Origin of the sequence: Listeria immobilis, from assembly GCF_014322845.1 — a bacterium.
GTDB classification, from domain to species: Bacteria; Bacillota; Bacilli; order Lactobacillales; family Listeriaceae; genus Listeria; species Listeria immobilis.
On record NZ_JAASUA010000006.1, the window covers coordinates 84,191 to 99,232 of the forward strand.

A 15,042-nucleotide genomic window follows, 5' to 3' on the forward strand; every position below is an offset into this window, starting at 1 on the left:
CTCCTTTAGTTCGCTTTTCTCTACTATATTATAGCGCTTATCCGAATAAATCGCATTTCTAATGACCAACTTTTTTCCCACTTTCCTTCTTTTCTATGCTATAATTCGGTAGATGAAAAGGGAGGGAATTTTTTGGAACAAACAAAAGTGAAAGCCGTTACCATCGCCGTATTTGTAGCCACATTTATGGCAGCTATTGAGGGTACCATCGTAAGTACTGCGATGCCAACGATTGTAAGTCAGTTGGACGGTATAGAGTTAATGAACTGGATTTTTTCTGTTTATTTACTAACATCAGCAGTGACAGTTCCGATTTATGGAAAACTATCTGATCTGTATGGACGAAAAAATATTTTTGTGATTGCGACAATTATTTTTATTATTGGTTCATCACTTTGTGGATTTGCACAAAATATGGAACAATTAATTATTTTTCGCGCAATTCAAGGTATTGGTGCAGGCGGGATCTTACCTTCGACTATGACGATTATTGCCGATGTCTACCCATTTGAAAAACGAGCAAAAGTACTTGGATTTATGGGTTCTGCATGGGGAATCGCTGGCGTATTTGGACCGTTAGTAGGTGGGTTTTTAGTAGATCAACTTTCTTGGCACTGGATATTCTTTATTAATGTACCAATCGGACTTTTAACTATTTTACTCATTTTACTTTACTTACGTGAAAATGTGGAGCATGTGAAGCTACCCATTGATTTTCTTGGCGCTTCGTTATTTACAGTTGCGTTACTTGGATTGTTATTTGCCCTTCAACGAGCAGGCGAATCGCTCAACTGGACAGAACCACTCGTTGTTATATTGTTTGTCATTTCTATAGGATTATTTATTGCTTTTTATTTTGTGGAAAAAAGGGCTCAAGATCCAATTATGCCATTTGTTTTATTTAAGAATCCCGTTGTTTTAATCGGTAATTTAATTGGCTTTTTAATTAGCGCCTTTTTAATTGGAATCAATGTTTATATTCCTATGTGGGCACAAGGAATGCTTGGACACGGTGCGACCATCGCTGGATTTATGTTAGCACCACTTTCTGTCACCTGGATTATTGGCTCTTTCATAGGTGGAAAATTATTAATGACCCTAGGAAACCGCCATACTGTTGGACTTGGGGTTATAATTACTGCCATGAGTGGATTAATTCTTGCTTTATTCCCAGCTAGTACAAATGATATTTTCTTCTATTTAAATAGTGCCTTTATGGGATTTGGCTTTGGAATTATCTTTACTACCACTACAGTGACAGTTCAAGATGCTGTACCGAGGTTTCAAACAGGTATTGCGACCGCCTCCAATACGCTTTTTAGAACAGTTGGTCAAACAATTGGTGTAGCAGTCTTTGGTACCATTTTCAACTCTGTACTAACTAGTCAATTCCGTGAAGTTGCTGGAAGTGAAGTAAACCGTGACAATTTAAACCAATTAATCAGTCCACAAACTTCTGGAAATGTCAGTGCCGATCTTGTTGAACCACTTCGAGACATTCTATATAGTGGACTTCATATGGTTTTCTGGGTAATGTTTGCTTGTTGTATTGTTAGCTATATTTTACATTTCATCTTACCTAAAAAACATATTTCGGGTTAAAATTAAAAACAGGGTTGGCGCTACGTGTGCGCCAACCCTGTTTTCTTATTTCACTTTATAAATCCAGTTTTCAGGTGCTTCAATATCCCCAAATTGAATTCCGTATAATTCATCAAATAATTGTTTTGTTACTGGTCCTACTTCTGTTTCACTATAAAAAACGTGGAAGTCATCTTTTGTTTGAATTCCTCCAATAGGCGTAATAACAGCTGCAGTCCCGCAAGCCCCGGCTTCTTTAAATTCATCTAGCTTATCAATAAATACATCGCCTTCTTCTACTTCAAGCCCTAAACGATGCTCTGCTAGATAAAGCAATGAATATTTTGTAATACTTGGCAAAATGGATGGAGAATATGGTGTAATAAATTTATTGTCTTTTGTAATTCCAAAGAAATTCGCAGCTCCAACCTCTTCAATTTTTGTATGTGTAGCTGGATCTAGGTAAATACAATCACCAAAATTACGAGTTTGTGCATTTTTCCCTGGTAACAAACTAGCAGCATAGTTACCACCTACTTTTGCTGCACCAGTACCATTTGGAGCCGCACGATCATAATCCGAAACGATAAAGTTCGTTGGCGCCATTCCTCCTTTAAAATAAGGTCCTACTGGCGAACAAAAAACAGAGAAAATATATTCTGGTGCAGCATGTACACCAATATTATCACCAACACCGATAACAAATGGACGTAAATAAAGCGTTGCACCTGAACCATATGGAGGTACAAATTCTTCATTTGCTCGAACAACTTGCATACAAGCATCAATAAATTTTTCAGTTGGAATATGCGGCATTAATAAACGCTCACAACTTTTTTGAATTCGAGCAGCATTACGGTCTGGGCGGAAAAGATTAATCGAACCGTCCTTACAGCGGTATGCTTTTAAGCCTTCAAAGCACTGTTGGCCATAATGAAGTGCTGTAGATCCCTCACTAATATGTAGCGTGTTATCTTCTGTAAGTGAACCTTCATCCCATTCCCCGTCTTTCCAATAAGAAATGTAACGTTTATCCGTTTTAATATAACTAAATCCTAAATTGCTCCAGTCAATATCTTTACTCATTCAAAATCCCCACTTTCTATCATAAAAACTGAATTATTGTACGTTCCAGTATAGCACATTACATAGCAATATTGCAGTGAAGTAAGGACAAAAGAAAAGTTTTTTTCTATAAATAGGCAAAATGTTCTTTCTTTTTATTAGTTTCATGCTAAAATAGAGTAACTTTTCAAAAAACAATCCACTTAACAGGAAAGATTTCTAGAAAGGAGAGAATGAAAATGACAGCTCACAAAATGTTCGATGAAAAATTTTATAGTAAGACGCTAGGAGAGGAACTAGATTTAATTATTTGCTTACCGCCAGATTTTTCGCCTCTATATAAATACCCATTATTTATCGTGCAAGATGGCAAAGATTATTTTCAGTTTGGGAAATTAGCCAGAAACGCAGAAGAACTTGCGCTAAATGAGCAAATTCAAAAAGCTATTTTCATTGGTATTCCTTACAAAACTGTCATAGATCGTCGGGAAAAATATCATCCAGATGGTAAACAAAACGATGCTTATATCCGCTTCTTAGCTTTTGAACTCATTCCTTATCTTGAAGAGCGCTTTCCTTCTTTCCAAATGCCAACTAGTAGATTCCTAATGGGTGACTCACTAGGTGCTTCTGTATCATTAAAAGCAGCCTTATTATTCCCGTTCACATTCGGTAATGTTATTTTACACTCACCTTACGTGGATGAGGCCATTCTAACGCTAGCAAAAAAAGCAGATCCTTCCAAAGTGAAAATTTATCATATCATCGGTGATAAAGAAACCGCAGTGGAAACAACCGGTAATGAAGTACTAGATTTTCTTTCACCAAATAAATCATTAGAACAAATATTAACCTCTCGTGGGTTTGATTATTATTTCCATGTATTTAATGGCGATCATCGCTGGAAATACTGGCAGCCTTTCATCAAAGAATCGCTTCAATTTATGTTGCCAGTAAATACATTTGACTTAGAAAGCATGCGTGCATAAGAAAGGACGAAATATATTGACTGTAAAAAAAGTAATAGATGAAGTAGGTAAACAAGCTGCACTCAAAATCAGAAATGATGTTTTTGTTGTTGAACAAAATGTTGATCCAGCGCTAGAATGGGACAAATTTGATGAAATGGATTCCGTTGTTATGTTTGTCGACTATGCAAAGGACGGCACCCCACTTGCAACCGGCAGATTTCGCGAGCAAGACGGCTATGGCAAAATCGAGCGTATCTGTACACAAAAAATCGCTCGGGAATCTGGTAGCGGACGTAGAATTATGGAGGCAATTGAAAACGAAGCAAAAATGCGCGGCTTAACTAAATTAAAGCTAGGCGCACAACTAACTGCCATCCCTTTCTATGAAAAACTTGGCTATGAAACTTGTTCAGATATTTTTCTAGATGCAGGTATTAAACATAAAGAAATGAAAAAAACATTAAATTAATCAAAAGTAGTTATTTCTTTTATTATAGAAGAAATAACTATTTTTTTATGATTTCTATTTCTCCGTTTTCCTTTCCACAAATTACAATATCCACATAATTTAAAAATAGCCCATGTTCTACAATTCCTGGAATTTGCGCTAACTTTTCTTGCCAACTCACTGGATTCGTATAGGTTTGATTGATAATATCCAAAATATAATTCCCATTATTAGTTTGATAGATTTCTTCATTTTCTTGCTTGCGAAGTTTAGTTTGAATCCCTTCTTTTTTCAGTGTTTGTTCGATTTGTCTCCAACCAAAAGGAACAACTTCTATCGGTAACGGAAATTTGCCCAAGGTATCAACTAGCTTATCTTCACCGACAACCCAAATATTTAACAAACTTGCTTCTGCCACCATTTTTTCACGTAAAAGTGCCCCACCCCCGCCTTTTATTCCTTGAAATTGCGTATCCACTTCATCGGCTCCATCAATAGTTAGATCAATCATCGATACATCATTTAACGATTTTAACGGTATTCCTAAATTTTCTGCTTGCTCTGCTGTTTGTTCTGAAGTAGCGACTCCTGTTATATTCAAACCATTTTGCACCATTTCCCCTAATTTTTCAATCGTGTAGTAAACCGTACTCCCAGTGCCAAGACCAATAATCATTCCATCCTTTATCCATTCACACGCCTTCTCACCAGCAATTCTTTTCTGATCCATTATTTTTCTCCTCCATTCTTACCAAAAACACAGTATTCTCTATGGTTTTTATTATACCCTCACTGCTTTCAAACGCAAAACAAGTAAATTATTTCAACCTTACAAAAATGTAATTAGACATTTGAAGTCAAATGTATTACAGTAAACTAAGTATTAAGGTTTAATTTTAATATTTGTTACACAAATGAAATAATAATGAGGTGGATTTATGAATAAAATAAAGCTATTTCTAAATCATCCGGCAACCATTTTCACTTTAAAAACTTGTTTTTACTTTGCAATATTGCTTGGATTACTATGGTTTTATGGCTTCAAAAACCCTGAAGGCGCTAAATTTATTTACAATGAATTTTAAAAAAGAAAGGACTGTGTAAGAATGGGAACTTCGATAATGACGACAAGTATTATAGAGAGAATTGATGCATGGGCTGAAAATACACCTAATTTCCCTTGCTATGAATATGCCGGAACACGTCTTTCCTACCAAGAATTAAAGCGTCAATCTGATGCATTAGGTTCTTATTTACTTAAAAACGTGACAACTGACAAACAAAGACCCATTATTGTTTATGGACATATGTCGCCACTCATGATAATCGCATTTTTAGGCTCTATCAAATCAGGTCGAGCTTATGTACCCGTAGATGTTTCGATGCCAGTTGAACGAATAGAACAAATAAAAAAGGCTGCTAATCCAGCGTTATTTATTTGTACAGAGGCGCTTCCAAGTAATCTAATTATTTCAGATTGCCCTATTTTAAGCTCTGAAAATCTAGTAGATTCCTTGCAAAACCATTTAGATGAAATACCCCATCCAGAAGCATGTGTAAAGAATGATGATAATTACTATATTATATACACATCTGGAAGTACTGGAAATCCTAAAGGGGTTCAAATCAGTCAAAATAATTTAGTTAGTTTTAGTAACTGGATTTTACAAGATTTTTCTTTAGAGCAAGGGTTGCGCTTCTTAAATCAAGCCCCCTTTTCATTTGATTTATCCGTGATGGATTTATACCCGTGTTTACTTTCAGGCGGAACTCTTGTACCTCTTGATAAAACAATTTCTGCTAATTTGAAAGATTTATATTTTGAAATACCCGTACAAAATTTAGATGTATGGATTTCAACTCCTTCCTTTGCAGAATTATGCTTACTAGACGCCAATTTCAATCAGGAGAACAATCCAAACCTAACCCGCTTTTTATTTTGCGGCGAGGTCCTTGCAAAGAAAACCGCACTCGAACTTTTAAATCGTTTTCCAGATGCAGTAATTTATAATACGTATGGCCCAACAGAAGCAACTGTTGCTGTAACTCAGGTGAAAGTTACACGTGAGCTACTCGAGGCTTATCCTAGCTTACCGCTTGGTGTTATTAAGCCAGATATGCGTCTTCACATTGTTGATCAAGAATCTGGTGAACTAGTTCCAGATGGTCAAAAAGGCGAAATCGTCTTAATTGGTGCAAGCGTCTCTAAAGGTTATTTAAATGAACCGGAAAAAACAGCCCAAGTATTCTTTGATTATAAAGGCTACCAAGCTTATCATACGGGCGATGCAGGACTAATAAAAGATGGCTATCTTTTCTTCCAAGGACGTCTTGATTTCCAAATTAAACTTCATGGTTACCGAATTGAGCTAGAAGATATTGAAAATAATTTAAAAAAAGTAAGTTTGATTCATAACTGCGCCATCATTCCTAAAATAAAAGATGATAAAGTCGAAATGTTAGTCGCTCAGGTCACTCCTTCTACTAACGACTTTGAAAAAGAATACCAGCTAAGTGCAGCAATCAAAAAAGAATTAAAAAAATTTATGCCTGCATATATGATTCCAAGAAAGTGGATATATAAGACAGAATTCCCGCTTACAATGAACGGTAAAATTGATCGCAAAATGCTGCATAATGAGGTTAACAAGTGAGCACACCCTACGGTACAATTCTTTATTTTGGTGTACTTCTCCTATTTTTACTTCCTATCATTGTAGCTGGTTTGTTAGGAAAGAGATTACCTATTTATAATGCTTTTGTCACACTTGTATTCTTATATTTTTTATTTTCAACTAGTACTGTTCAAGCTGTCACTTTTATTGTTTTTGTCTTCTGGCAGCTTGCACTCGTTCGACTTTACTTTCATTACCGGCAAGAACGAAAACAGAATCATGGTGGCGTATTTATTCTTGCCATAGTTCTCTCTATTCTTCCGTTAGTTATCTCTAAAGTCGTTCCAATTTTAGGAGACCATGTTACGATGATTGGCTTCTTGGGTATCTCCTACTTAACTTTTAAAGCAGCACAAATGATTATGGAAATACGTGATAACTTAATTAAGCAATACAACGCATGGGATTTTGTTCATTTCTTACTATTCTTCCCAACCATTTCATCAGGTCCAATCGATCGTTTTCGTCGCTTTAAAAAAGATATAGATAACCCACCTAGTAAGGAAGCTTATCTGGCTTTACTAAATCGGGGAATATTCCTTATTTTCCTCGGTTTTCTCTATAAATTCATCATCGCCTATTTAGTGAATAAACATTTTGTTGTTCCATTAGATTTTGCGATTACACATCATATTGACACAACACTAAGTTTATTTGGTTATATGTATGCTTATAGTATGTATCTTTTCTTTGATTTTGCTGGTTATAGTGCCTTTGCAGTCGGAGTTAGTTATTTGCTTGGTGTTCAAACCCCGATGAACTTTAACAAGCCGTTTGCCGCACGAAATATTAAAGAATTCTGGAATCGTTGGCACATGACGCTTTCGTTTTGGTTCCGTGATTATGTATTTATGCGTTTTGTCTTTTGGCTAACAAAAAAGAAATGGTTTAAAAGCAAGTTTACCATCGCCTACCTAGCCTATTTTGTTAACTTTTTTATCATGGGTGTATGGCATGGACTTCATTGGTATTACATTGTTTATGGACTTTATCAAGCGACTCTAATTGTCGGATTTGATCTTTTCGAACGATTGAATAAAAAACATAAGATCTATCCAAAAAACAAGGTAACCTATGTTATCAGTATTATCCTAACGTTTCATTTTGTTTGTTTCGGATTCCTGATTTTCTCAGGTATTTTAGATAAAATTAATTTTTAAAACTAACTAAAGGTGGTAATTTAAATGGCATTCCGTGAAAATGTATTAGAAATCTTAGAAGAAATTACAGAAACAGAAGAAGTAGTACAAAATACAAATATTAAATTATTTGATGAAGGTTTGCTTGATTCAATGGCGACCGTTCAGCTTTTAATTGAGATAGAAGAAAAATTAGATATTACCGTACCCGTTTCCGAATTTGACCGCGATGAATGGGCTACTCCTGAAATGATTATTACACAACTTGAGGCGCTTAAATAATGAAAAAAAAGCTGTGGATGACATTTGGCCCATTATTGGTGGCATTCGCGGTTTTCCTTTTCGTTCTATTTGGACCTAGCAGCCTATTTTCACATGTTTCTTCTGATACGGTGAAAAAAAGCGCTACTTCTATGAACGAATCCGTCATCCAAGGTCTAGACATCCAAGAAAAAGCGATGCAAGAAGGAAATTATTTACCAATTTTTGGTTCATCTGAGCTTTCTCGTGTCGATCCTTTTCATCCTAGCGTCGTTTCAAAAAAATACAATCAAGGCTATACTCCCTTTCTTCTTGGGCGTCCAGGAACACAAAGTCTAAGTCATTTTCTAGATGTAAATGCACTTGGTAATGAACTTAAAGGTAAAAAAGTGGCTGTTATCCTATCTCCGCAATGGTTTGGACCAAAAGGAGTTTCTGACCCCTCTTTCGGAGCAAATTTCTCTCCACTTCATGCGTACAAATTTGCATTAGAGGATACACCAAACACACCAGAACGAATATATGCAGCCAAAAGATTATTAAGTTTCCAAGTAGTACAAAGCGATTCAACTTTAAAAAATCTATTAGAAAATATAGTTACAAAAGGTCCTAAAAAGCCACATGATAGCCAGCTTACTAACTTAGCTGGCAATATCGAGCTTAAAATTTTAGAACGCAAAGATGATTTAGAATCTAAAATCATAGCTGGCTCCAAGCAAGATCGTGTTGATAAAGAAGTAAAAAAACTTCCTGAAAAACTAGACTATTATCAACTGGATCAATTAGCAAAAGATTTTGGCGAAAAAGGAACTGGTCCCAATATTTTTCAAGTAAAAGAAAAATATTATAAAAAGAAAATCCAACCAATTGAAGCCAAATTAAAAAACAGCCGAATAAACTTACGCTACGATGAATCGCCTGAATATGGTGATTTACAACTTTTAATGGATGCCTTCAAAAAAGCTGGTGCTGATGTTATTTTCATCAATCCTCCTATCAACGGAAAATGGGTGGACTATATCGGTTTAAATAAACAAGGATTGGAAAACTATTATGCAAAAACAAAACAACAAATTGAAAGTCAAGGTTTCCACTATTACTCACTAGAATCCTACCAAAATGAACCCTTTTATTTAGAAGATCCAATCCATTTAAGCTGGCGAGGTTGGGTAAAAATCGACCAAGTTCTTGCTAACTTTGTCAAAGCCCCTGTGAAAACAAACTATACACCAACAGCAAATGAATTCTATATAAAAAATCATCCTGACTTTGAACCAAAAAAAATCCAGAAATAGTTATGAAACTACTTCTGGATTTTTTTGCTTTTTAGAATCCGATAATATGATAGCCGCTGTCCACATGAATCACTTCACCTGTGACACCGCGGGATAAATTACTAAATAAATAATAGGCTGTATCGCCAACTTCTTCTGCCTGTGTCGCTCTTTTTAGTGGTGCTCTTTCTTCTACTAAAGAAATAGAATCTGAGAAACCGCTAACTCCACGTGCAGAAACTGTTCTAATTGGTCCCGCTGAAATAGCATTTACACGAACTCCAATTGCACCTAGATCCATTGCTAAATATCTAACGCTTGCATCAAGGGAAGCTTTTGCTACACCCATGATATTATAGTTTTCCACAACACGTTCCCCACCTAAGTAAGTTAGTGTTAATAGACTTGCATCTTCTGTAAGCATTTCTAAATGTTTTAAGGCGCGAGCAACTGCTGTAAACGAATAAGCACTAATTTCATGCGCTTGTAAAAAGCTTTTACGATCTACTTCCAAATAATCCCCAGTTAAGAAATCTTTATTGGCAAAAGCGATACAATGTGCTAACCCACTTAATTTACCAACTTTATTTTTAATTGTTTCAAAAGTTTCTGTGATTGCTTCTTCACTAGTCACATCACATGCCAAAATTAGCGGTGATTGATTTACTTCATTTAAAGATGGTACAAGCTCAGTAATGCTTTTTTTCGCACGATCATCTGCATATGTAAATACTAATTTCGCTCCCGCTTCGTTTAATGAGCGAGCAATAGCCCAAGCAATACTACGTTTATTCGCAACTCCCATTACTACATATGTTTTTCCCTCTAATGATAAATTCATGTTATTCCTCCTAAAATTGATGCGATTTCGTTCGCTTCTTTTATTTTACATGACCCAATAACTTTTTCAAACTCTTATTACTTCGATTTTGGAATAATCTCTTCCATATCTTTGGGTAATGGTAAATCAAATGCTAAATATTCTTCTGTAAGTGGATGGATTAAATGTAGATGACAAGAGTGAAGTGCCTGTCTTTTTAATAAAGTGGTGTCCCCACCGTACATGTCATCACCAATTAATGGATGACCAATATAGGAAAAATGGACACGTATCTGGTGCGTTCGTCCAGTCTCCAGCTGAATAGCCACATGATCAAATGTATCATAACGCTCTATCACTTCATAATTTGTTTTGGCATATTTTCCTTCTGGAGTAACAAAACGCTCCATAATACTTACTGCTTTCCTCCCAATAGGTGCTTCTATAGATCCTAATTGGTCTGTTAAAACCCCGGAAGTAAACGCCTGATAACGTCTTTTTAGTAAACCTTGTTGTAAAAAAGTGCTTAATCTTGCATGAGAAAATCTATTTTTCGCAATTAGCATTAAACCAGAAGTTTCTCGGTCTAATCGAGTTACAATATGAATGGCACTAGTAAGTCCTTGCGCTTCATAATGCCCTTTGACAAAATTTGCTACCGAGCCACTAGGATGATACTGCGAAGGAATAGACGCCATCCCTGCTGGTTTATTAATAATTAACAAAAAATCATCTTCAAAAACAATTTCCAGCTCAGTATGTTCTGCTAGCAGCCGTTCATTTTTCTGCTCCATTGGAAAAGTAAGCCGCACTTCATCTCCTGTTTTCACCTGATAAAGCACGTTTTGTTCTTTGCCGTTGATTTCTATTTTTCCATCATCACTAAATTTCACTGCAGTTAATAATTGTTTTGAAATATGCTTATTTCTAAGAAAAGTCCTAAGAAGTAAGTCATTTTCTTCCTTATCTACTCGCCATTCTAAAAACACATGCTTCCTCCTGCTATTTAATCTTCAATAAATGAATCGTGTACACGGCGCCAAAATGGGAATGAACGAAATCTGGCAAAATGAATTTTCTTTGGCGATACTTCATAACGAATTTCCTGTACATCTCTGTGTAAAATGCTTAAGTGATCCACAGAAATCTGGAAGTCCTTATCATTTACTGGTTGCAAACTAACCATATGGTGCTTTGGAAAAACAAGCGGGCTACCTATCGTCCGGTATACACGGTTATTAATGGAAGCCATTTCCGTTAACTGCATTGCTTCAATGGATGGATGCATTAATGCCCCACCTAATGACTTATTATAAGCCGTTGTTCCGCTTGGTGTTGACATGCAAAGTCCATCCCCACGAAAACGCTCAAAATGAATATCATTAATAACTACATCCACAACAAAAGGCCCTCCAGAACTCTTCACAGTAGATTCATTTAGCGCTAAATACTCTGCTTCTTTTTTGCCAATACCATACTTTACTGTCGTTTTTAAAAGTGGATAAGAAACTTTTTGATATTCTCCTTTAGCTAAAAGTTTTACTAATTTTTCAGCTTCTGCCGGACGCCAATCTGCATAAAACCCAAGATGCCCGGTATGAATTCCAATAAAAGCAATCTCATCAAGTCTAGCTTCATATTGATGAAAAGCGGACAAAAATGTTCCGTCTCCACCAATTGAAATAACGATTTCTGGCTCCTCTTCGTCATATTCCATATCGTGTTCTCCAAAACCAGCAATCATGTTTAATCGAAGTAAATCAGACTTTTCGTCCCCTTTGGAAGTAATCATATATTTCATTATTCCTATTCGCCCCTATTCTTACGCCTATTACTTATTTTTTTTTTGGCATTTCATGATGTGCTGATTTTTTATCTTTAGCTACATCTTTATTTTGCGAAAAATAGACTTGCGCTTCTTGTACTTCTTCTCTAATTTGAGACATTTCCTCATCAAGTTGAAAAGCTGCTTCTGCCGCCCGTTTTAATCTAGTGTTAATTGCTTCTGGAAATTCTCCTTGATACTTATAGTTTACTGAATGTTCAATAGTTGCCCAAAAATTCATTGCTAAAGTTCTGATTTGAATTTCCGCAAGAATTTTCTTTTCCCCTTGAATTGTTTCTACTGGGTACTCAATAACTACATGATATGACCGATATCCACTAGGTTTCTTATTTGTAATGTAATCTCGCTCTTCCACAATCCGAAAATCCTTTCGTTGCCGTAAAAGACGAACCACCACCTCAATATCATCAACAAATTGACACATCATTCTAAGCCCGGCAATATCTTGCATTTCCTCTACTAAATGATCTAACGCAATTTTCTTTTGATTCGCTTTGTCTAATATGCTCGCAACCGGCTTCACTCGACCTGTAACAAATTCAATTGGTGAATGGTTATTCTCAAGCTCAAATTGTGAACGCATTCCTTTAAGTTTAATTTTCAGTTCTTCAACAGCCTGTTTATACGGCGCTAAAAAATCTTCCCAACGGTTCAAATTGCTCACCTCAAGTATCTTCCTGATTAAATTAATGCAACATCAGTTATATTTTAACACAAAAGCACACCATCCAGCTTGCTAAAAGTAACCTTTTTTTCTTTCCCGTGGTAAAATAAAACCGAAGCGCTAAATCCACCAAAAAAAGGAGGAGCTGAATTGATACGTTTGTTACTTCAAAACGGCGAATATGAATCCGCTCGTACGAAATCACTTCTAAAACTTCAAGCTGATCCAGAAAACGCTGAACTAAACTATTTTGCTGCATGGGCGCATGATGCCCTTGGAAAAGAATCATCCGCCATTCCCTTTTATGAAAAAGCACTACATAATGGGCTATCTGAAATTGATCGTCAGGAAGCCTATGTTGGTCTTGGCAGTACTTATCGTATCACTGGATCTCCTGAAAAAGCTGCTGCCTTATTTCAAAAAGCCTTACTAGAATTCCCTGAAAACAAAGCACTTCAAACCTTTTTCATTATGACAAAATATAGCCAAGGTCTTGCGAAAGAAGCACTAGAAGATGCCTTAATGCTACTTACAGAGACCACAGAAAATAAAGATATATTAAATTATAAAAAAGCTATTCAATTTTATGCCAAAGATTTGGATGCATTATTTCATTAAGAGGAGCTGAACCACATGGTAAAAGAATTAGAAATCGAGTTTCGCAATCTTTTAACACAAGATGAATATATTAGACTTATTGATGCTTTTCACATAAAAGAGGATGATTATTTTGAACAAACAAATTATTATCTAGACACAGCTGAATTTGGGTTAAAAGAACGGCAGTCTGCGCTTCGTATTCGCAAATTAGAAACACAATTCCAACTAACACTTAAAACCCCTGAATCACGTGGATTAATGGAAACAACACAAATCTTAGGGGCAGATCAAGCAACTGCCATTTTAGATGGTGCCAATATTCCAGTTGGTCCAGTTCGAGATAGCCTAAAAGAAATTGGCATCAATCACGAAGCATTGCAACTCTTTGGTTCTCTAAAAACGATTCGTGCGGAAAAAGAGTACAAAAAAGGACTTCTAGTATTTGATAAAAACTTTTATGGGACAATTTCTGACTTCGACTTAGAATATGAAGTGGCTGATTATGACAAAGGTAAAGAAATTTTCGCTAAATTATTGAATGATTACCAAATACCTAATCAACCTGCAGAAAATAAAGTTGCTCGTTTTTATAACCATGTCTACCGTAATAATGATTAAATTTGTATCTAAAATGGTTTTTATCGCTTTAAATGTCACAAATTATTGAAATATGATGAATATCTACGTTAAGTCAATGACAATTATTTGTTAAATTTACATTACGCTGATAAAATAGATATATAAATATAACACTAAATTTTGTATCAGCTTTTACTTTGCAGTGAATTGTTTTTTCACACTGGTACATTGAAATCAATATCTGCTGAAAGATATTTAGAATTTGAAAATCAGGTGATAACAAATGATTAACCAAAATTTATACTATCAGTCCGTAGCTAATTCTAAACCAATCGAAATTTATCTATTTTTCGATCCGGCTTGTGATGACTGTTGGAATATTGAAGCCAATATGCTACGATTGCAAATTGAATATGGCAACTATTTTAAACTACGCTATGTTTTACATAACAATTTGCAAACATTTGTATGTAAACAAAGACGAGCTGGAAATAGTAATTTAAGCTTAAAAGAACAACAGATAGGGGCGCACCTTTCCTATATTTCTTGTCTTGCTGTAAAAGCTGCTGAACTTCAAGGAAAGAAGCAAGGTATCACATTCTTGCGTAAAATCCAAGAAGCTTATTTTCTTGAAAATAAAGATATCGCTAATGATGATATCCTATATGAAATTGCAGTGGCAACTGGGCTAGATTTAGCTGAATTCAAAAAAGATTTAGCTTCAACAGCTGCTAAACGCGCCTACATTGGTGATCAAAAAGTTGCGCAAGAAATGGAAATTCGCGAAAACCCTACAGTCGTTTTTTTCAATAAAAATATAGAAGATGCTGGCTTAAAACTTAGTGGGCTTCATCGTTATGAAGTGTATGTTCATGTTTTATCTGAGCTTTTAAACCATTATCCAGAACCAGAAAAACGCCCGCAAATGGAAGAATATTTAGCTAAAGTGAAAATTGCTTCTGTTGCTTCCATGGCAGATTTTTATGGTGTAACGGAACAACAAATCGAGCGGCAAATGAAAAAATGGCGTCTTCAACAAAAAGTAGAATTAATCGATACAGCAGACGGACAGTCTCATTGGAAATATATCGGCAACGTTCAATAAAAAATAGACATCCG

General features: G+C 35.6%; 17 protein-coding genes. 11 read left to right on the forward strand and 6 right to left on the reverse strand.

The genetic code is table 11. From position 1 onward, the window contains the following. The first annotated feature begins 132 nt into the window (after positions 1 to 132). Entirely contained in the window at positions 133 to 1,602 is a 1,470-nt protein-coding gene (locus HCJ45_RS09225) for an LM6179_1298 family efflux MFS transporter (RefSeq protein WP_185397604.1), read from the forward strand. A 45-nt stretch (positions 1,603 to 1,647) separates the two neighbouring features. Here the strand turns inward: HCJ45_RS09225 and HCJ45_RS09230 are convergent, their stop codons facing one another. Further along, on the reverse strand, positions 1,648 to 2,667 hold the full coding sequence (locus tag HCJ45_RS09230; protein WP_185397603.1) for a branched-chain amino acid aminotransferase: 1,020 nt from the start codon (positions 2,665 to 2,667) through the stop codon (positions 1,648 to 1,650). A gap of 218 nt (positions 2,668 to 2,885) precedes the next feature. Between HCJ45_RS09230 and HCJ45_RS09235 the strand changes: the two genes are divergently transcribed. Together HCJ45_RS09235 and HCJ45_RS09240 are read left to right on the forward strand one after the other, a co-directional pair. Further along, positions 2,886 to 3,635, forward strand: a complete 750-nt coding sequence (locus HCJ45_RS09235) for an alpha/beta hydrolase (protein WP_185380926.1) — start codon at positions 2,886 to 2,888, stop codon at positions 3,633 to 3,635. Positions 3,636 to 3,651: 16 nt separating this feature from the next. Next, positions 3,652 to 4,086 carry a GNAT family N-acetyltransferase gene (locus HCJ45_RS09240; protein ID WP_187124609.1) on the forward strand — a complete coding sequence of 145 codons (435 nt, stop codon included), beginning with the start codon at positions 3,652 to 3,654 and terminating at the stop codon, positions 4,084 to 4,086. Between the two features lie 37 nt (positions 4,087 to 4,123). Here HCJ45_RS09240 and rpiA read toward each other — a convergent pair whose 3' ends face one another. Beyond that, positions 4,124 to 4,798, reverse strand: coding sequence for a ribose-5-phosphate isomerase RpiA (rpiA, locus tag HCJ45_RS09245; protein ID WP_187124696.1), 675 nt, complete (start codon positions 4,796 to 4,798; stop codon positions 4,124 to 4,126). Between the two features lie 205 nt (positions 4,799 to 5,003). On the opposite strand from rpiA, the gene HCJ45_RS09250 reads away from it, so the two are divergent. The 5 genes from HCJ45_RS09250 to dltD are packed head-to-tail and all read left to right on the forward strand — an operon-like array spanning position 5,004 to position 9,435. Then, positions 5,004 to 5,150, forward strand: a complete 147-nt coding sequence (locus tag HCJ45_RS09250; RefSeq protein WP_185346371.1) for a teichoic acid D-Ala incorporation-associated protein DltX — start codon at positions 5,004 to 5,006, stop codon at positions 5,148 to 5,150. 36 nt (positions 5,151 to 5,186) lie between these two features. Next, positions 5,187 to 6,719, forward strand: coding sequence for a D-alanine--poly(phosphoribitol) ligase subunit DltA (gene dltA, locus HCJ45_RS09255; protein WP_187124610.1), 1,533 nt, complete (start codon positions 5,187 to 5,189; stop codon positions 6,717 to 6,719). Beyond that, positions 6,716 to 7,900, forward strand: coding sequence for a D-alanyl-lipoteichoic acid biosynthesis protein DltB (dltB, locus tag HCJ45_RS09260; RefSeq protein WP_187124611.1), 1,185 nt, complete (start codon positions 6,716 to 6,718; stop codon positions 7,898 to 7,900). Before dltA ends, dltB begins: the two co-directional genes overlap by 4 nt. A 24-nt stretch (positions 7,901 to 7,924) precedes the next feature. Beyond that, positions 7,925 to 8,161 carry a D-alanine--poly(phosphoribitol) ligase subunit DltC gene (gene dltC / locus HCJ45_RS09265; protein ID WP_011701783.1) on the forward strand — a complete coding sequence of 79 codons (237 nt, stop codon included), beginning with the start codon at positions 7,925 to 7,927 and terminating at the stop codon, positions 8,159 to 8,161. Beyond that, positions 8,161 to 9,435 carry a D-alanyl-lipoteichoic acid biosynthesis protein DltD gene (dltD, locus tag HCJ45_RS09270; protein WP_187124612.1) on the forward strand — a complete coding sequence of 425 codons (1,275 nt, stop codon included), beginning with the start codon at positions 8,161 to 8,163 and terminating at the stop codon, positions 9,433 to 9,435. The genes dltC and dltD overlap by 1 nt, the downstream gene beginning before the upstream one ends. A 31-nt stretch (positions 9,436 to 9,466) precedes the next feature. On the opposite strand, the gene fabI is transcribed toward dltD, so the two are convergent. The 4 genes from fabI to yjbM all read right to left on the reverse strand — a co-directional run bounded on the left by fabI (position 9,467) and on the right by yjbM (position 12,735). After that, positions 9,467 to 10,255 (reverse strand): enoyl-ACP reductase FabI, encoded by a 789-nt coding sequence (gene fabI / locus HCJ45_RS09275; protein WP_185346379.1) that lies wholly within the window; start codon positions 10,253 to 10,255, stop codon positions 9,467 to 9,469. A 77-nt stretch (positions 10,256 to 10,332) separates the two neighbouring features. Beyond that, entirely contained in the window at positions 10,333 to 11,223 is an 891-nt protein-coding gene (locus HCJ45_RS09280) for an RluA family pseudouridine synthase (RefSeq protein ID WP_185346381.1), read from the reverse strand. A gap of 17 nt (positions 11,224 to 11,240) precedes the next feature. Then, positions 11,241 to 12,035, reverse strand: coding sequence for an NAD kinase (locus tag HCJ45_RS09285; RefSeq protein ID WP_185346383.1), 795 nt, complete (start codon positions 12,033 to 12,035; stop codon positions 11,241 to 11,243). 34 nt (positions 12,036 to 12,069) lie between these two features. After that, a complete protein-coding gene (gene yjbM, locus HCJ45_RS09290; protein WP_187124613.1) occupies positions 12,070 to 12,735 on the reverse strand; it encodes a GTP diphosphokinase in 666 nt (221 codons plus the stop codon). A gap of 159 nt (positions 12,736 to 12,894) precedes the next feature. Between yjbM and HCJ45_RS09295 the strand changes: the two genes are divergently transcribed. From HCJ45_RS09295 to yjbH, 3 genes are all read left to right on the forward strand, one after another. After that, on the forward strand, positions 12,895 to 13,362 hold the full coding sequence (locus HCJ45_RS09295; protein WP_187124614.1) for a tetratricopeptide repeat protein: 468 nt from the start codon (positions 12,895 to 12,897) through the stop codon (positions 13,360 to 13,362). A gap of 15 nt (positions 13,363 to 13,377) precedes the next feature. Then, positions 13,378 to 13,962, forward strand: coding sequence for a CYTH domain-containing protein (locus HCJ45_RS09300; RefSeq protein ID WP_187124615.1), 585 nt, complete (start codon positions 13,378 to 13,380; stop codon positions 13,960 to 13,962). A gap of 244 nt (positions 13,963 to 14,206) precedes the next feature. Beyond that, positions 14,207 to 15,028: a protease adaptor protein YjbH gene (yjbH, locus tag HCJ45_RS09305; RefSeq protein ID WP_185346396.1), complete on the forward strand. Its 822-nt coding sequence runs from the start codon at positions 14,207 to 14,209 to the stop codon at positions 15,026 to 15,028. Positions 15,029 to 15,042: the final 14 nt, after the last annotated feature.